The organism is Corynebacterium ulceribovis DSM 45146 (assembly GCF_000372445.1).
Taxonomy (GTDB): domain Bacteria; phylum Actinomycetota; class Actinomycetes; order Mycobacteriales; family Mycobacteriaceae; genus Corynebacterium; species Corynebacterium ulceribovis.
In genome coordinates, this window is the sequence record NZ_AQUY01000002.1 from 639,230 (window position 1) to 658,013 (window position 18,784).

Annotated in this window: 16 protein-coding genes; all 16 read left to right on the forward strand. The window is 58.7% G+C overall.

All coding sequences use genetic code 11. The features are described from left to right. Positions 1-60 precede the first annotated feature (60 nt). The 16 genes from A3EC_RS11875 (at position 61) to tyrS (ending at position 18,165) form a co-directional block, all read left to right on the forward strand. Positions 61-1,086: a YdcF family protein gene (locus tag A3EC_RS11875; protein ID WP_018024753.1), complete on the forward strand. Its 1,026-nt coding sequence runs from the start codon at positions 61-63 to the stop codon at positions 1,084-1,086. A 127-nt stretch (positions 1,087-1,213) separates the two neighbouring features. Continuing rightward, a complete protein-coding gene (gene pheS, locus A3EC_RS0108455) occupies positions 1,214-2,251 on the forward strand; it encodes a phenylalanine--tRNA ligase subunit alpha (protein ID WP_018024754.1) in 1,038 nt (345 codons plus the stop codon). 38 nt (positions 2,252-2,289) lie between these two features. After that, positions 2,290-4,779, forward strand: coding sequence for a phenylalanine--tRNA ligase subunit beta (gene pheT, locus A3EC_RS0108460; RefSeq protein WP_018024755.1), 2,490 nt, complete (start codon positions 2,290-2,292; stop codon positions 4,777-4,779). Positions 4,780-4,853: 74 nt separating this feature from the next. Beyond that, positions 4,854-5,915, forward strand: coding sequence for an N-acetyl-gamma-glutamyl-phosphate reductase (gene argC / locus A3EC_RS0108465; RefSeq protein ID WP_018024756.1), 1,062 nt, complete (start codon positions 4,854-4,856; stop codon positions 5,913-5,915). Positions 5,916-5,963: 48 nt separating this feature from the next. Beyond that, entirely contained in the window at positions 5,964-7,160 is a 1,197-nt protein-coding gene (gene argJ, locus A3EC_RS0108470; RefSeq protein WP_018024757.1) for a bifunctional glutamate N-acetyltransferase/amino-acid acetyltransferase ArgJ, read from the forward strand. Between the two features lie 14 nt (positions 7,161-7,174). Then, complete coding sequence (argB, locus tag A3EC_RS0108475) at positions 7,175-8,068, forward strand: acetylglutamate kinase (RefSeq protein WP_018024758.1); 894 nt, start codon at positions 7,175-7,177, stop codon at positions 8,066-8,068. 3 nt (positions 8,069-8,071) lie between these two features. Next, complete coding sequence (locus A3EC_RS0108480) at positions 8,072-9,391, forward strand: acetylornithine transaminase (protein WP_018024759.1); 1,320 nt, start codon at positions 8,072-8,074, stop codon at positions 9,389-9,391. A gap of 35 nt (positions 9,392-9,426) precedes the next feature. Further along, on the forward strand, positions 9,427-10,446 hold the full coding sequence (argF, locus tag A3EC_RS0108485) for an ornithine carbamoyltransferase (protein ID WP_018024760.1): 1,020 nt from the start codon (positions 9,427-9,429) through the stop codon (positions 10,444-10,446). A gap of 3 nt (positions 10,447-10,449) precedes the next feature. Then, positions 10,450-10,998 (forward strand): arginine repressor, encoded by a 549-nt coding sequence (locus A3EC_RS11880; protein WP_018024761.1) that lies wholly within the window; start codon positions 10,450-10,452, stop codon positions 10,996-10,998. Between the two features lie 65 nt (positions 10,999-11,063). Next, positions 11,064-12,269: an argininosuccinate synthase gene (locus A3EC_RS0108495; protein ID WP_018024762.1), complete on the forward strand. Its 1,206-nt coding sequence runs from the start codon at positions 11,064-11,066 to the stop codon at positions 12,267-12,269. An 8-nt stretch (positions 12,270-12,277) separates the two neighbouring features. Then, entirely contained in the window at positions 12,278-13,708 is a 1,431-nt protein-coding gene (gene argH, locus A3EC_RS0108500) for an argininosuccinate lyase (protein WP_040428428.1), read from the forward strand. A gap of 129 nt (positions 13,709-13,837) precedes the next feature. Further along, positions 13,838-15,439: a vWA domain-containing protein gene (locus tag A3EC_RS0108505; RefSeq protein ID WP_018024764.1), complete on the forward strand. Its 1,602-nt coding sequence runs from the start codon at positions 13,838-13,840 to the stop codon at positions 15,437-15,439. Further along, positions 15,439-16,023 carry a hypothetical protein gene (locus A3EC_RS12530; protein WP_018024765.1) on the forward strand — a complete coding sequence of 195 codons (585 nt, stop codon included), beginning with the start codon at positions 15,439-15,441 and terminating at the stop codon, positions 16,021-16,023. Before A3EC_RS0108505 ends, A3EC_RS12530 begins: the two co-directional genes overlap by 1 nt. A 25-nt stretch (positions 16,024-16,048) precedes the next feature. After that, positions 16,049-16,216: a Trm112 family protein gene (locus A3EC_RS0108515; RefSeq protein WP_018024766.1), complete on the forward strand. Its 168-nt coding sequence runs from the start codon at positions 16,049-16,051 to the stop codon at positions 16,214-16,216. A gap of 3 nt (positions 16,217-16,219) precedes the next feature. Further along, positions 16,220-16,837 (forward strand): DNA-3-methyladenine glycosylase, encoded by a 618-nt coding sequence (locus A3EC_RS0108520; protein WP_026162346.1) that lies wholly within the window; start codon positions 16,220-16,222, stop codon positions 16,835-16,837. 47 nt (positions 16,838-16,884) lie between these two features. Beyond that, the gene (tyrS, locus tag A3EC_RS0108525) at positions 16,885-18,165 is read left to right on the forward strand and encodes a tyrosine--tRNA ligase (protein WP_026162347.1); all 1,281 of its coding nucleotides are present in this window, start codon (positions 16,885-16,887) and stop codon (positions 18,163-18,165) included. Positions 18,166-18,784: the final 619 nt, after the last annotated feature.

Sequence of the window (18,784 nt, forward strand, 5' to 3'; positions counted from 1 at the left end):
GCCTGTCTGAGCGAACCAATACGCTGAGGAAGTATTTGCTCCAGATGGCGAAGGCTTCCAATGATTTCCCTTATTGCTTTCATCCCCGGCGCGGTGCTGACCGTCATCGCACTGATTCGGTTGGCGCGCGAACCCCGCCGAATCTCCAACGGCGTTTTCATTCTCGCCGCCGGGCTATTCATGTGGCTTGGTTTGACGGTAATCATCGGCTTCATCGACCCGGCAGCTGCTGGGGTGTTCATGGGGCTGTCTTTACTTATGGTCGTTGGGCTAATTATCGCTATTGGGGCAAGTCTGATGGCCAACGGCATCATTGTGGTGCGCAAGGAGGGGCTGCGCGCTTCCACAGTCCTGGCGTTCGCGGCGGGGTTGGCGATTCTGGCTGGGTTCTTCGGCGGTTTGCTGCTCATTTCCGGCGCGCTGCATCCGATCCCATCGTGGCTATTCACCATCGGGCTGATTATTGTGCAGTGCGGAATCGTGCTGTTTCTGCAGCTCATCGGATTTTATATCACCACGAAGGTGTACCGCGGCCGCCGTGTTCCACAGAATGTGGATGCCATTGTCGCTTTGGGCTGTGGGCTGCGGAATGGGGAAGAGGTCACGCCGCTGCTGGCGTCGCGGTTGGACCGTGCGAAGGAACTATATGACGATGCTCGTGCGCATGGGCATACCCCGGTGCTGGTTGCCTCCGGTGGTCAAGGTCGGGACGAAAAGGTGCCAGAGGCCGTTGCGATGGCCCGCTATTTGACTGCGCGGGGAGTGCCATCTCATGACGTGGTTGTTGAGGATAGGTCCACCACCACGATGGAAAACCTGAAGTTCTCCACGAACCTGCTTGAGGAGCGATTTGGCAGGAAGGATTTCAATGCGGTCATCGCTACCAGTGACTTCCACGCTTTTCGTGCCGGTTTGCTTGCCCGGAAGAATGGCTTCACCTATCAGGCCACGGGTGGCCGTACTGCCCGCTATTACTACCCGACAGCGTTCCTCCGCGAGTTCGTTGCTGTCCTTACTTATAGCCCGGTGACGTTGGTTGCGGTGTACGGGTTGGTGACGGCGTCTGCAATCCTTTCGCAGCTTTAATTTGCTTATTGACGAAAAGGGGCTTGGCAACTTCGCAGCCCGGTGACCCCTGCGCCGCGCAGTGTCTGAGCTCTGAACTAGACTATTGTCCAGCTATTCGTCCAGTCGAACAAAGGGGCCCTACGCAGTGAGCGAAATTGACCTGTCCGAAGCGAGCCTGAACGCGGCCGCAGACGCCGCGCTCGCCGCGTTTACCGCAGCTGACAACCTGGAAAGCCTGGCGGAAGCCCGCCGCGACCACCTTGGTGACGACGCGCCAATTATGCAGGCACGCAAGGCACTGGGAACCCTGCCGAAGAACGAACGCAAGGACGCTGGCCGCGCTGTGAACATGGCGCGCGGCAAAGTTGAGAAGGAATTCAACGCGCGTAAGGCAGTGCTGGAAGAAGAACACTTCCAGAAGATGCTGGTAGAAGAAACCATCGACGTCACGGTGGACACGACCCAAGGTCAACGCGGTGCCCAGCACCCAATCACCATCATTTCCGAGCAGATCGCTGACATCTTTATCGGTATGGGCTGGGAAATCGCGGACGGGCCAGAAATCGAAGCTGAATACTTCAACTTTGATGCGCTGAACTTCTTGCCGGACCACCCGGCACGTACCTTGCAGGACACTTTCCACATTGCTCCGGAGAACTCCCAGCGGGTGCTGCGTACCCACACCTCGCCGGTCCAGGTCCGCGAAATGCTGACCCGCGAAGTGCCGATCTACATTGCCTGCCCTGGCCGTACTTTCCGCACAGACGAGCTGGACGCCACCCACACGCCAGTGTTCCACCAGGTGGAAGGCCTCGCGGTAGACAAGGGCCTGACCATGGCGAACCTGCTCGGCACCTTGGACCACTTGGCGAAAACGATGTTCGGCCCAGAAACCAAGACGCGTCTGCGCCCGAACTACTTCCCATTCACCGAACCGTCCGCGGAAGTCGACATTTGGTTCGCCAATAAGAAGGGCGGCGCTGGTTGGGTCGAGTGGGGCGGCTGCGGCATGGTTAACCCAGCTGTCCTGCGCGCTGCTGGCATTGACCCAGAGGTCTACAGCGGTTTCGCCTTCGGCATGGGCCTGGAGCGCACCCTGCAGTTCCGCAATGGTCTGTCCGACATGCGCGACATGGTCGAAGGTGACGTGCGTTTCACGGCACCATTCGGCATCCGCGGCTAGTTCAGTAATCAGGAATTTAGGAAGGAAATCCACCCGAAATGTTCGTCCCACAGTCCTGGATTACTGACGTTGTCGCCCAGGCAAACCCACAGTGGTCCGTAACCCCAGCTGAACTCGATGCAGGCCTGAACCGCGTCGGGTTCGAAACTGAAGAACATGCCCCACTGCCCGCTATCCAGGGACCACTGGTCCTCGGCATCGTGGAGCAGATTGAAGAGCTCACCGAGTTTAAGAAGCCAATCCGCTACTGCCAAGTTAACGTCGGCCAAGCCAACGGCACCGGTGAACTGCAAGGCATTATTTGCGGCGCCCGCAACTTTGCTGAAGGTGACATGGTGATTGTCGCGCTGCCAGGTGCAGAACTGCCTGGCGGTTTCAAGATTTCGGCGCGCCAAACCTACGGCCACATCTCGAACGGCATGATTTGCTCCGCTGCGGAACTCGGCTTGACCGCATCGTCGGCCGGCATCCAGGTTGTTGAACCAACCCTGGGCCAGCCTGGTGACGACGCACTCGGCCTCGTCGGCTCCGATGATGAACTCTTTGAAGTAAACATCACCCCAGACCGCGGTTATGGCCTGTCGCTGCGTGGTCTCGGCCGCGAAGTCGCATCGGCTTTCGGCCTGAAGTACGCCGACCCGGTAGGTGACGTCCAGGAACTACCAGTCGACGGCGACGCCCCAATCCAGGTGAAAGTGGATGAGGAAACTCAGTGCGTCCGCTTCGGTGTCCGCACAGTCACGGGCATTGACCCGAAGGCCGTGACCCCATGGGCTATTCAGCGTCGTCTGTACCTTGCCGGTCAGCGCCCAGTGAACGTTCCAACTGACGTCACCAACTACGTCATGTTCACCCTCGGCCTGCCAATGCACGCCTTCGACGCCGAGAAAATCACTGGCGACCTGCACGTGCGCAATGCCAAAGCAGGGGAGCAGCTGACCACTCTTGATGACGTCACTCGCAAGCTCAGCCCAGAAGATGTCGTCATTTGCGATGACACTGCGCCGCAGTCGCTGGCTGGTGTCATGGGCGGCACCACCTCTGAGATCGGCGATAACACCACCGACGTGCACTTTGAAGCTGCAGTATGGAACCCAACTCGGGTGTTCCGCACCGGCCGCCGCCACAAGCTGTCTTCGGAAGCGTCCCGTCGCTATGAACGCAAGGTCGATGCCACCTTGGTGGAAAAGGCGCTTGACATGGCCGCCCAAATGCTGGTGGACATCGCTGGCGGCACCATTCACCAGGGCCGCACCTTGGTGGGCGACGCCCCGGCTCCAGCACCAATCAAGTTCGCTGAAAACCGGCCAAGTGAGGTCGCGGGTGTGGACTACGCCCCAGGCACCACCGTCCGCCACCTGGAAGAGGTTGGTTGCACCATTTCTGACCTCGGCAATGGCGATCTAGAAGTCACCCCTCCGACGTGGCGTCTGGACTTGACCATGGGCGCTGACCTCGTAGAGGAAGTGCTGCGCCTCGAGGGCCTGGATTCCATCACCCCGAAGCTGCCTGCGGCGCCGGCTGGCCGCGGTTTGAGCTTGCGTCAGCGTCGCCGCCGCGCGGTGGGATACGCACTGGCCCACGCTGGTTACCTGGAGATTCTGCCAACGCCATTTACCTCGAACGCTGTCTTCGACCAGTGGGGCCTGGCAGCTGACGATCCGCGCCGCAACACTGTCAAGGTGCTCAACCCACTCGAGTCTGACTACGGTCAGCTGGGCACCACCTTGCTGCCAGCAATGATGGATGCGCTTAAGCGCAACGTTGCCCGTGGCCAGACTGATGTTGAGCTGTACGGCGTTGAGCAGGTGGCCTTCAGCGTCGACAACGGTCAAACCCCAATCCTGCCGACGTCTGCGGAACCATCCGCGGAGGAGCTTGCGCATCTGCTGAGCACCCTGCCGCATCAGCCGCTGCATGTTGCCACGATTGCGGCCGGCAACACTGTCTTGAACACGCCATGGGGCAAGTCCCGGCCATACGGTCTGGTGGATGCGATTGAGGCAGCCCGCACGGTTGCCCGCGCCGCCGGAGTGGAGTTGGAGTTGCGCAATGCGGAAGTGTTGCCGTGGCACCCGGGTCGTTGTGCAGAATTGCTTGTTGACGGACACGTAGTCGGTCACGCTGGTGAGCTGCATCCGAAGGTTTTGGTCGAAATGGGCCTGCCAGAGCGCACGTGCGCCATGGAAATCGATCTGGATGCGTTGCCGTTGGTAGAAAATCTGCCAGCACCAGTGCTGTCGCCGTACCCAGCGGTCAACCAGGACGTTGCCGTTGTGGTGTCGGAAGACATGCCAGCAGCGAAGGTGGAAGCTGCCTTACGATCCGGTGCCGGTGAGCTTCTCGAGGAGATCCGTCTTTTCGACATTTACCGCTCGGAACAGCTGGGCGCTGACAAGAAGTCTTTGGCGTTTGCGCTGCGATTCCGTGCTGGCGACCGGACGCTGACCGAAGATGAAGCATCTGAAGGCCGTCTTGCTGCAATCAAGGCTGCCGAAGCTGCAGTGGGGGCGGAAGTTCGCGGGTAGCATCGCGCGAGTCCGCACCACACCCGCGGATGAATATCTTGCAATAGGTTGAATAAATTGCCATACTGGGTGGTATGTCAATCACAGTCGCTATTGCCGGAGCCTCCGGATACGCCGGAGGCGAAATTCTTCGTCTGCTGCTCGCTCACCCTGCCTACCGCAGCGGTGAGCTGCGCATCGGCGCCCTCACCGGTGGTTCCAACGCAGGAACCCCCATGGCAGAACTCATGCCACACCTGCCCGAGCTTGGCGACCGAGTCCTCGAGGAAACCAACGCCGACACTCTCGCCGGCGCCGATGTAGTTTTCCTTGGACTGCCACACGGCCACTCCGCTGCAATCGCGCAGCAGTTGCCCGACGACACCATCATTATTGACGCTGGCGCCGATTTCCGTCTGAAGTCCGCCGCCGACTGGGAATCTTTCTACGGCACCGAGCACCAGGGCACATGGACCTACGGTTTGCCAGAGATTCCTGGGCAGCGGGAGCTCATCGCTTCGTCGACACGCATCGCAGTGCCGGGCTGCTTCCCAACAGGTGCCACCTTGGCCTTGCTCCCTGCGGTCGCCGCTGGCCTGACGGACAACGATATTTCCGTCACCTCTATCTCTGGTACCTCCGGTGCCGGTAAGAAACCGGCCGTTGCCCTGCTGGGCAGTGAAGTCATGGGCAATATCCGCGCGTATAACACCGCGGGCCGCCACCGCCACACCCCGGAAATCACGCAGAACCTGCAGCCGTTTGTCGACGATGACGCTGACCTTAACGTCGCCTTCACTCCGGTGCTGGCTCCGCTACCTCGCGGCATTTTGACCACTGCGAACGCAAAAATCGCCGCAGACAAGCTGGGTTCGCTCACCACTGAGCAGGCGCAGCAAATCTACCGCGAGTTCTACGCCAACGAGTCCTTCGTCCACCTGATGCCGGGAACCGCGCAGCCGGAAACGAAGTCTGTGGTGGGTTCGAATATGACGCACCTGCAGGTAGAGGTCGATGCCCGCTCCGGCCGTCTGATTATCACTGGCGCCATCGATAACTTGACCAAGGGCACCGGCGGCGGGGCAGTGCAGTGCATGAACATCATCTGCAACTTCGACGAAACCGCAGGTCTGCCCTGTACTGGCTTGGCTCCGTAACCTCCTGCCGCCCACTTCCGCTCACCATTTACCGAAAAGCGAACACTAATGTCTTCTGAAACCAAACCAACTGGGGTTACCGCTCCGAAGGGTTTTGCTGCCACCGCCACCACCGCTGGGATTAAGCCATCTGGCAACCCGGATATGACTTTGGTGGTCAACCAAGGCCCCCTCGATGTCGCCGCCGCGGTGTACACCCGCAACCGAGTCCAGGCCAGCCCGGTGAAGTTGACCCGCGCCCACTTGGTCGACGACACGATCAAAGCGTGCATTATTAACTCCGGCAATGCGAACGCCTGCAACGGCCCCCAAGGCGATAAGGACGCCCTGCAGACCGCCGACGCAGTAGCAAAAGCATTGGGCTTTGCGACGACAGATATTGCCGTGATGTCCACCGGACTCATCGGTGACACCCTGCCGATGGATAAAGTCCTCGCAGGTGTCGACACATTGACCAGCGGGATTAACGATGAAGCCGCCACCACGCGGGAAGCTGCACTAGCTTCCGCAGATGCGATCCGCACCACGGACTTGGTGCTTAAAGTCGCTAGCTACCAGTCGAAGTCGGGCTGGACCTTGGGCGCGATGGCTAAGGGCGTCGGTATGATTTCGCCGTCGATGGCCACCTTGCTGTCAGTGTTCACCACGGACGCAGTCATCACTGCCGAGCAAGCTCAATCCGTGTTGGCGCCGGTATCTGACCAAACCTTCAACCGACTAGACGTCGACGGTGCTACCTCCACCAATGACACGGTGCTGTTGATGGCATCGGGCGCATCTGGGGTGGAACCAGACCTTGAAGAATTCGCGCACGCCGTCCGGTCTGTTGCAGATGACCTCGTAGCTCAGCTGCAATCGGACGCAGAAGGCGTGACCAAGCGGGTTGCAGTCACCGTCAAGGGTGCCGCCAGTGACGAAGATGCTGTCGTGGCCGGCCGCGTCGTAGCCCGAGACAACCTCTTCAAATGTGCCATGTTCGGCTCGGACCCGAACTGGGGTCGTGTGTTGGCTGCGGTAGGTATGGCGCCGGTTGATATGGACCCGGACAAAATCTCGGTCACTTTCAATGGCACCCCAGTGTGCATTAACGCCACCGGTGCGAAGGGCGCTCGTGACGTTGATCTTTCCGGCGCTGATGTACACGTCGAAATCGACTTGGGCCTAGGCGGCGCCGGCGTCGGCACTGTGCGCACCACGGACTTGTCCCACGACTACGTTCACATCAACTCGGCTTACAGCACTTAAAGGACCGGATTTTCATGCTTAACAATTTGGAACGTGCCCACGTCTTGGCGGAAGCCCTGCCATGGCTCAAGCACTACCGCGACAAAATTGTTGTGGTGAAATACGGCGGCAACGCCATGACGGACGACGCGCTGAAAGCTGCATTCGCCGAGGACATGGTGTTCCTGCGAACAGTTGGTGTCAAACCTGTCGTTGTGCACGGCGGTGGCCCACAGATTTCAGCCATGCTCAAGCGCGTCAACTTAGAGCCAGAGTTCCGGGGCGGCTTCCGCGTCACTACCCCAGAGGTCATGGAGATCGTCCGGATGGTGTTGTTCGGCCAGGTTGGCCGAGAACTCGTCGGGCTGATTAACAGTCACGGCAACTATGCCGTCGGCGCTTCTGGTGAAGACGCAGGCCTATTCAAGGCAGAAAAGCGGCTCGTGAATATCAACGGTGTGGAGACCGACATCGGACTAGTCGGTGACATCACCAAAGTGCGTGCGGACCGAATTGTCGACCTGATTGACGCAGGCCGGATTCCGGTGATCTCCACCATCGCCCCAGGCGATAACGGTGAGGTGTACAACATCAACGCGGACACTGCTGCTGGTGCGCTGGCTGGCGCGCTGAAAGCAGAACGTCTTGTGGTGCTGACCAACGTGGAAGGGCTGTACACCGACTGGCCGAATAAGGATTCTTTGGTTTCGAAGATTTCGTGCAGCCAACTAGACAAGGTTTTGCCTACCTTGGACTCAGGGATGATCCCAAAGATGGAAGCCTGCCTGGAAGCAGTCAAGGCAGGCGTCAAGGCGGCGCATGTCATCGATGGTCGAGTTCCGCACTCTGTGCTGCTGGAACTGCTCACCGAAGGTGGCATCGGCACCATGGTATTCCCGGACGATTACTTCGACAGCAAGGAGAACTAACTCATGGCTGACAACGAAAACTCCACCCAGTCGTGGACCGACCGCTACAAAGCGGTCATGATGAACAACTACGGCACCCCACGCATCGAACTGGTCTCCGGCCACGGCACCACCGTGGTTGATTCCGAAGGCAAGGAATACCTCGACATGCTGTCGGGTATTGCCGTCACTGCGCTCGGCCAGACACACCCGAAGATCGTCGATGCGGTGTCCAAGCAGATCGCGACCCTCGGCCACGTGTCCAATATCTTTGCGCACGAGCCAGCACTGGAATTAGCGTCACGGCTTATTGACGTTTGGGGCGCACCTAAAGACGAGTCGAAGGTCTTCTTCTGCAACTCCGGCACGGAGGCTAACGAAGCAGCCTTCAAAATGGCGCGCCGCACCGGCCGTTACCGGATTATTGCCGCAGATCATGGTTTCCATGGCCGCACCATGGGCGCACTGGCAATGACCGGTCAGGCGGAAAAGCGTCGCCCGTTCACTCCAATGCCTAATGGCGTCGAGTTCACCCCATACGGCAACATCGAATACCTGCGTACGCTCATTGAAATGGCGCCGAAGGACACTGCCGCGGTGATTCTGGAGCCAATTCAGGGCGAAACCGGTGTGGTTGCGCCGCCGGAAGGCTACCTCAAAGCAGTCCGGGAAATTACCGCCAAGCACGGCATCTTGATGATCCTCGATGAGGTGCAAACCGGCATGGGCCGTACCGGCGACTGGTTCGCGCACACCCGCGAGGGCATCATCCCGGATGTTGTCACCATGGCCAAGGGGCTCGGTGGCGGATTGCCGCTGGGTGCTGTGTTGGCAACCGGGGAAGCAGCAGAACTGCTGACCCCAGGTACCCACGGCACCACCTTCGGCGGCAACCCAGTGTGCTGCGCGGCAGGGCTAGCAGTCATGGACGTCATTGAAGAAGACGGCCTGCTGGAACATGTCGCCAACTTGGGTCGGGTTACCGCACGTCAGCTGACCGCATTTGACCAGGTCAACTATGTCCGTGGTCGCGGTTTGATGCTTGGTGTAGTGCTTAACCGCCCAATCGCCAAGCAGACGGTGACTGAAGGGCTCAAGCGCGGTCTGATCTTGAACGCCCCACAGACTGATGTCATCCGGTTGGTGCCGCCATTGAACACCGACAAGGACACCATGGCGCAGGCGATCAAACTTTTGGGTGAAGCCCTTGCTGCCGCTGAAGAAGCATTTGTTGCTGACAGCAGCTCCGGTACTCCGAATGTTGGTATTGAAGCAGCAACTCCGCCACCAGGGGTGACCGCCCCTCCAGGTGCCGTGGCGCGCACTGTTCCACAACAGCCTTAACGCGCCCCAAACAGCCAGAACATAAAGGACCAACTATGCAAACCCAGCTTCGTCACTTCCTCGCCGACGATGACCTGTCACCGCAAGAGCAGTCGGATGTGCTCACCCTTGCCGCGGCGATGAAAGCGCAGCCATACCACTTCCAACCGCTGGCAGGGCCACAGTCGGTAGCCGTGCTCTTCGACAAAACCTCCACCCGCACCCGCTTTAGCTTCGATGCAGGTATCGCAGGTCTTGGCGGCAACGCCATGATCACCGAAACCTCCGGCATGCAGATGGGCAAAGGCGAAACGCTGCAGGACACCGGAGCAGTGCTGTCGCGGTTTACTTCCGCGATTGTGTGGCGCACCTTCGCCCACGCAAACCTCGAGGCGATGGCGGAAACTGCGACCGTGCCCATCATCAATGCACTGTCCGATGACCTGCACCCATGTCAGATCCTCGCGGACCTGCAAACCATTGTGGAAAAGAAGTCGGTCGATGGGACTCCGGCAGGAATCCGTGGACTGAATGCGGTGTACCTCGGCGATGGAGCCAACAACATGGCGAATTCGTACATGCTGGGGTTTGCCACTGCCGGTGTGAATATCACCATCTGCGGACCGAGCGACTTCCTGCCGGAAGAACGCTTTGTCACCCGTGCGACCGAACGTGGCACACAGACTGGTGCGACTGTGACTGTCACCGATGACGTTGACGCAGCGATTTCTGGCGCTGACATTGTCATCACCGACACTTGGGTGTCGATGGGGCAGGAGGACGACGGGCTGGACCGACGCACCCCATTCCTGTCGTACCAGGTCAATGCAGCTTTGATGGCGAAGGCAAACCCAGACGCCATTTTCCTGCACTGCTTGCCGGCGTACCGGGAAAACGAAGTCACCACCGAGGTTCTGGAAGGGCCGCAGTCTGTGGTCTTCGACGAAGCCGAGAACCGGTTGCATGCGCAAAAGGCAGTGCTGACGTGGCTGCTGTGGCAGCAACGCGGCGAACTGGCAGGTAATTTGGCTGAACTGCGTGCCATTGCGTCAACAAGCGAAAAACCCCGGGGCTAAGCAGTGAGTGCACCTACTTCCCGAACCGCGCGGCAGGCACTGATCTCTGACCTCCTGACCCGGCGGCGCATCACCAGTCAACAGCAACTGTCGAGTCTGCTGAGTGAGGCTGGCGTGGAGATTGCGCAGGCAACACTGTCACGCGACCTCGATGAAATAGGAGCGCGGAAGCTGCGCATTGACGGTGTCAGCACCTATGTGGTTGGGGCAGAAGCGCACGCCGCAGCCAGCGATGGCGCAATGTCACGACTGCGCCGAGTGCTTGAAGAACTCCTCGTTACCACCGACTCTTCCGCCAACATGGCAGTGCTGCGCACCCCGCCGGGGGCCGCACAGTACCTGGCAAGTGTGATTGACCGCGCGGACCTCAGCTCAGTTGTCGGTACCATCGCCGGTGACGACACCGTATTCGTGCTGGCGCGCGAACCGATGACTGGCAAGGAACTGGCAAACTGGTTCGCCAGCGGTGACGACCTGCCAAGCGCACCAACAACTACTGCGGAAACAACCACTGCGGACTCCGGCACCAAAGCCGAAACCGCCAACAGTTAAACTTTCAACTAGATAAGAAGTCTGCGGCCCAACCGGCCGCGCACCCCACAACCAAGGAGCTTTAAATGACCAACCGCGTCGTGCTTGCGTACTCCGGTGGCCTGGACACCACTGTGGCAATCCCATACCTGGCAAAGATGACCGGCGGCGAAGTTGTCGCAGTGTCCCTGGACCTCGGCCAAGGCGGCGAAGACATGGAATCGGTGCGCCAGCGTGCCCTGGATTCCGGTGCTGTCGAATCCGTGGTCATCGACGCCCGCGACGAATTCGCTAACGACTACTGCCTGCCAACCATCAAGGCAAACGGCATGTACATGGGCGAATACCCACTGGTCTCCGCGATTTCCCGGCCACTGATTGTCAAGCACCTGGTGCAGGCTGCCAAGGAACACGGCGGCACCCACGTTTCCCACGGCTGCACCGGCAAGGGTAACGACCAGGTTCGCTTCGAAGTTGGTTTCGCTTCTGAGGCACCAGAACTGGAAATCATTGCCCCAGCGCGCGACTACGCATGGACCCGCGACAAGGCCATCGCCTTCGCGGAAGAAATCAACCTGCCAATTGAGCAGTCGAAGAGCTCCCCATTCTCCATTGACCAGAACGTGTGGGGCCGCGCGGTGGAAACCGGCTACCTGGAAGACCTGTGGAACGCGCCAACCAAGGACATCTACGCCTACACCGAAGACCCAGCAATGAACTTCGGTGCGCCAGATGAGGTCATCATTTCCTTCGAAGGTGGCGCCCCAGTTGCTATCGACGGCCGCAAGGTCACCGTGCTCGAAGCCATCGAAGAGCTGAACCGCCGCGCAGGTGCGCAGGGGGTGGGCCGCCTGGACATGGTGGAAGACCGCCTGGTGGGCATCAAGTCCCGTGAAATTTACGAAGCACCTGGTGCCATCACCCTGATTGCTGCTCACAAGGCGCTGGAAGATGTCACCTTGGAGCGTGAGCAGGCTCGCTACAAGCGTCTGGTTGATGCCCGCTGGTCCGAAGAGGTGTACGACGGCCTGTGGTTCAGCCCGCTGAAGCGTTCCCTGGAAGCATTCATTGATTCCACTCAGGAAAACGTCACCGGTGACATCCGCCTGGTGCTGCACGCTGGTTCCATCACCGTGAACGGCCGTCGCTCTAACCACAGCCTGTACGACTTCAACCTGGCGACCTACGACTCCGGCGACTCCTTCGACCAGACCATGGCGAAGGGCTTTGTCAAGCTTCACGGCTTGTCCTCCGAGTTGGCTTGCAAGCGCGACCGCGAGGCACGCAAGTGAGCAGCGAGCTGACTGCGCACGGCACCAACGAAGGCTCCCTGTGGGGCGGCCGCTTCGCTGGTGGCCCATCCGAGGCCATGGCAGCGCTGTCGAAGTCCACACACTTCGACTGGGTCCTAGCTCCATACGACGTGCTCGCCTCCAAGGCACACGCCAAAGTGTTGCACCGGGCAGGTTTGCTTTCTGACGAAAACCTGGAAACCATGCTGTCAGGCTTGGACCAACTAGGCGCTGACGTCGCATCTGGGGCCTTCGGCCCCGAGGAATCCGATGAGGATGTCCACGGTGCGATGGAACGCGGCCTGATTGACCGGGTTGGCCCAGAAGTGGGCGGCCGACTGCGTGCCGGCCGGTCGCGCAACGACCAGGTAGCGACCTTGTTCCGCATGTGGGTCCGCGATGCCGTGCGCGATATCGCACTTGGCGCTCTGGACCTCGTGGACGCATTGGTGAGCCAGTCTAAGCAGCACCCGAATGCCATCATGCCGGGTAAAACACACTCCCAGGCAGCGCAGCCAGTGCTGCTGGCACACCAGCTGCTGGCCCATGCACACCCGCTGCTGCGCGATGTGCAGCGCATCCAAGACTTGGATCGCCGCCTAGCAGTGTCGCCGTATGGCTCTGGTGCGCTGGCAGGATCTTCGCTGCAACTGGATCCAGAAGCTATTGCTGAGGAACTTGGTTTCGACTCGGCTTCGGACAACTCGATCGACGGCACCTCGTCCCGTGACTTCGCATCGGAAACTGCATTCGTGCTGGCCCAGACTGCAGTAGATATGTCTCGTCTTGCGGAGGAGATTATCTACTGGTGCACGCCGGAATACGGTTACGTCACCCTTGCTGATGCTTGGTCGACAGGTTCGTCGATTATGCCGCAGAAGAAGAACCCGGATGTGGCGGAGCTGACCCGTGGTAAGACTGGCCGCTTGATCGGTAACCTTGCTGGTTTGCTGGCGACGTTGAAGGCGCAGCCGTTGGCTTACAACCGTGACCTGCAGGAAGATAAGGAACCAATCGTGGACTCCGTGGCACAGCTGAACCTGCTGCTGCCTGCGATGACGGGCCTGGTTGACACCTTGACTTTCCACGAGGACCGGATGCGGGAGCTGGCACCAGCTGGCTTTACGTTAGCCACGGACCTGGCGGAATGGATGGTGCGCGAAGGCGTGCCATTCCGTGAAGCTCACGAAGCGTCCGGCGCGTGCGTGCGATTGGCAGAGCAGCGTGGCGTGGGGCTGGATGAACTGACTGATGCGGAGCTTGCTTCCGTCGATAAGCGATTGACACCTGAAGTTCGTTCGGTGTTGACCATTGATGGGGCAGTGGCGTCACGGGCAACTCGTGGTGGCACCGCTGGTGTTCGGGTGGCGGAGCAGTTGCAGCGGGTGGAGGAAACCGCTGCGGACTTCCGCCAGTGGGCACAGAAGTCGGTTCGCTAAGGCGAGTCGCTGAAGTAGCTGGCTAGGGCATTTTGGGAAAACCCTTAGGGGTACCCCCGAAATGCCCTTTTTGCTGCCCGAGAAATACGTTGCATAGAGAAATTATATTCGTCAGTTTAGGCTGCAGCCATGTCGAAGAATGCAGGTAAAAGTAGCCGAGGCGTAGCCGTCGGCCTCGGGGCATTGCTGGCAATCGTGGCGGTCGTTGCAGTAGTGCTCGGACGTAACCCGAACATGCTTCCATTTGGTGGCTCGGGGAAGAGCTATGACGGACCGCTACGCATTGTGGCTGCGACCGAACTCGATGGGCTGAAGCCTGCACTGGAAAAGGCATCGGAAGAACTCGGCTTCCCCATCGAAGTGGAAGCGCCTGATGGCACCATTCAAAACACCAACTCGCTGATAGCGGGAGATTTCGACAACAATTTTGACGCCACTTGGTTTGCAACCAACCGATACATTGACATCTACGGCGGCGCAGACAAACTCGCGGAGGGTAGCTCAGTTGCCACATCGCCAGTGGTGTTAGGCGTGCGGTCGGCGAAAGCGCGTGAACTGGGCTGGAATAATAAGCAACCAACGTGGGCAGAAGTGTCGCAAGCTGTGAACAGCGGCAAATTGAACTTCGGCATGACCGACCCAGCGTCATCAAACTCCGGTTTCTCGGCACTGACTGCAGTGACGACCACAAACGTAGCTGGCGGTGGTGAACTGAACGTTCAAGATATCACTAGCGCCGCGCCGAAGTTGCAGAAATTCTTCGGACACCAGACCGTCACCTCCGGTTCTTCCGGCTGGCTGGCGGAGAACTACAAGAACAACCCGGAAGCTTCCGACGCGCTTTTCAACTATGAGTCAGTGTTGCACAGCATGCAGAAGGAAGGCACCGACCTTACGGTAGTTGTGCCAGCGGACGGTGTAATTAGTGCTGATTACCCGCTGACCCCGCTGCAGAATCCGAAGAATGAAGATGTGTCGGGCAAGGTTCAGGCCCTGACCGAGTGGTTCGAGAAGAACCCCGATACGCTGACAAAGCAGTATCTGCGCCCAGCCGCCTCTGACCAGGAGTCCTTGCCGACCGAACTGCGCGGGACATCCGTGGCAGAGCTGCCGTTCCCAACGTCGAAGGAAGTCGCAACCGCACTTCAGAATGCCTACTACAACGAGTACCGAAAGGAAGGCTCCACCGCGTTTGTGCTGGATGTTTCTGGCTCGATGGAAGGCGAGCGCATGGCGCTGCTCAAACGCACCATGCTGGAGCTGATCGATAGCGATGAGCCGGGGTTGGCGTTCCGCGACCGGGAAGAAGTGACACTCATGCCCTTCGCGAAAGAAGTGAAATCGACAACCAAGGTGAACTTCCAGCGCGGTGGTGACAGCCAAGCGGAACTGACCGATGCGATTCACAGCTTAACTCCGGGCGGCACCACCGGACTGTACTCGGCACTTGCGAAGGCCTATGACGAAATTGCCGCTGACGGCAGCGCGATTCCGTCGATTGTCGTGATGTCGGACGGCGAAACGAACCGCGGCATGGACTTTGACGAATTCCGAAGCTTCTTCGGCGATTTGCCGCCAGAAAAGCAGCGAGTACCTGTGTTCGTCATCATGTATGGCGAGGCAGATGTGCAAGAGTTACGCCAGCTGGTCTCCATGACTGGTGGCGCAGAGTTCAATGCGTTGGATGGCAGTTTGAACCTAGCGTTCAAGGAGATTCGGGGCTACCAGTAGTGGAAAACTTCACGCGCGCACGGAATAACTTGGTCGGAGTGACGCTGGCCGGCTTGGTACTGGTTGCCCATTTCCTCTTTGGCCTTGGTTTCTTGTGGCCGCTGGTGGCGGCAGCCGCATATGGCGCTGGTGTCTTGCTGACCCCAGTGGGGGATCACGCACCCCGACAGGTCGAACCACCAGTTAGGACAGCAAATCCCAGCGAGTTGAAGCAGCAAATGCTCGATGACACCAGAGCGCTGCGCGGAATAGTGATGGACGAAAGCGTCACTAACCGAGTACATGATGTGGCCCGGGAACTGACCATTGCACTGAATATGTGGCCGGAACTGGGCCGCTACCCGGACCAACAGGGCGAGATTCGGCTGATGATTACGGAGTTCCTGCCCCAGCTGCGCACTAACCTCGCCAAAGTGCATGACCCGAATAGCCCAGAGGCGTTGAAGTTCCTGAACTCGTCGCTGCTCATATTGCTCCGAGAAACCCGCGAGATTAATGAGGCGGCGCATCAGGAACAACTGCAGCATTTGAAAGACAATTCGAACAGACTGCGGATGCATTTCGGTGAGATGCCGGAGCTTTAGCCAACCATAGGTACAATTGCCAAGCATGAGCCTAGATCCGAAGCTACTGAGCGTGCTGGCCTGCCCGCAGGACAAGGGACCGCTGGAATACCGCGAGTCCGACAATATTTTGGTGAATCCTCGGCTTCAGGTCGCATACCCCATCCAGGACGGCATCCCCGTTTTGCTTATTGACGAAGCGAAGCCTCTCTAAACGTTGAATCGCGAGACTCTGTCGATTCACCCAGCGGAGTCAGCTAAAGAGCTGCTCGGCTGTCACCTTCTCGTGCCCGATGAAGGCATCGACGTACGAATTACTGAAGTTGAAGCCTATGGCGGTCCAGTGACTTCACCATGGCCAGACCCATGTGCGCACACGTGGCCAGGCCCGACCGGACGGAACTACGCAATGTTCGGCCCAGCTGGACACCTGTATGTCTATCAGTCCTATGGCCTGCACTTATGCATGAACATCACGGCCGGTCCCGAAGGGGAAGGCGCCGGGGTGTTGCTGCGCAGTGCTGAGGTTATCAGTGGGGAAGACGCAATTCGGCAGCGCCGGGGCGCGAAGTCTTCCTTCGACAATTTGCTGCGTGGACCAGGAAACTTCGGTCAAGCGCTTGGGGTGACCAAAGCGGACTATGGTCTCGACCTATTCGATGAAGATTCCCGATTCCGATTGGTCACGGGGCAGGCCAACGTCAATAAGCCCCTTATGCACGCTGGACCACGGGTTGGGGTGCAGGCAGCGTCGGCGCGGAAGTGGCGGATCTGGTTGCCGCATCCATCGGTGTCGAAATATCGGGCGCATCGCAACGCAGACGGTAAGGAATAGCATTCGGCGTGCAGCCGACGCACACCGAAAAACCGCAGCGGGTTAGCATGGAAGACGTGACTGATACCAATATTGTTGATGAACTTGTCTGGCGCGGCCTGATTTCCAACTCCACTGATTTGGATGCGCTGCGCGAAGCCGCGAAGGAACCGATTACCGCCTATGTCGGCTTCGACCCAACTGGTAGCTCGCTGCACGCTGGCCACCTGGTACCGCTGCTGATTCTGCGACGACTGCAGCTCGCTGGACATAAGGTCATCACGCTTGCTGGTGGCGCGACCGGCATGATTGGTGACCCACGTGATGTGGGTGAACGCTCCATGCTCTCCGAGGATGCAGTTGCCGAAAACGTGGAGGCGATTAAGGCGCAGCTCGAGCGCTTCGTGGATTTTGACGGCGACAATCCGGCGACGATGCTGAATAACCGCGACTGGATTGAAAAGATGAACGTCATTGAATTCCTGCGCGACGTTGGTAAGCACTTCTCCCTGAACGTGATGCTGGACCGCGATACCGTCAAGCGTCGTCTAGCTTCCGACGGCATTTCCTACACCGAGTTCAGCTACATGCTGCTGCAAGCCAATGACTTCCTGCGCCTGCGCCGCGAACATAACTGTGTGTTGCAGGTCGGTGGCAACGACCAATGGGGCAACATCGTTTCCGGCGTGGACCTGAACCGACGAGTCGACGCAGTGAAAGTGCACGGTCTGACCGTGCCGCTGGTGACCGATGAAAACGGTGAGAAGTTCGGCAAATCGACTGGTGGTGGCAAGCTGTGGCTCGACCCAGAGCAGACCTCCGCATACTCCTGGTACCAGTACTTCATTAATGCCGGCGACTCAGTAGTTATTGACTACCTGCGCTGGTTCACCTTCCTGACCCAGGAAGAAATCGCCGAATACGCAGAAGCTGTTGCCGAACGCCCATTCAAGCGGGAAGCGCAGCGTCGTCTTGCACAGGAAATGACCAACTTGGTGCATGGCGTCGAGGCAACCAAGGCAGTGGAGTTGGCCGCGCAGGCCCTGTTCGGTCGGGCAGAACTGAAGGACCTGGACGAAAAGACCTTGGCAGCGGCCGTTTCGGAAACCGAAGTTGCAGTGCTTGGTGACGGAGATGAGAAGACCGCCGTTGATTTGCTGGTGGCCAGCGGTTTGGCGAAATCGCGTGGCGATGCCCGTCGCACTATTAAGGAAGGCGGCGCCTATGTGAATAACGAGCGCATCACCGATGAAGAGTGGGTACCTGGTGCTGAGGACCTGCTGCACGGTGAATGGCTGGTTATTCGCCGCGGCAAGAAGAACTTCGCTGGTGTGCGGGTGCAGAAGTAGCCATTAACAGCGGCGCAGCAGCGTTATAGCGGAGTTAACGCGGAGTTGTAGCAACGAACCCCTTGGTTGGATTTCATGTCTGACCAGGGGGTTTGTGTGTTGTTAGCGATGTGTGTACATTTACTTCTTGTCAGCGAGACACGGACACCGACCCGGCAGCCGCAAGGTTGCAATGGTGATACGAGGTAGTACGGAGAGACGCTGGCCAATCCTCAAGGCTAAATATGGTCCTGAAGCTGGAGTTTTGACTCTTGCCCAGTACATGGTTTAAGCTTTGAATCCGCTTCTGATGACGCCGACAAGGTCGGTAGTTGTTAGTGTGCGTGTGTTTTTTGAGAACTCAATAGTGTGCCGATGTACAAATTATTTTTGTTTGTTTGAGCGGTTTTGTGTGATTACCGGGAGTTTTTCGGTTTTTACTTGAGCTGCCTGCTGCGCGCATAGGTTGTGTGTGGTGTGGTGGTGCAAAATCGTGTGGTGTGTTTTTGTCCTGTCAAGGGGATGCATCACGAATTTTATTTATTTTAGACTGACAAGCCCTTTCTGGGGTTTGTTGGTTGCCAGTTTTCTGGTTTGCCGGTTTTGGGCTTTTCACGGTTTTTCTTCTTTTTGAAGGGCC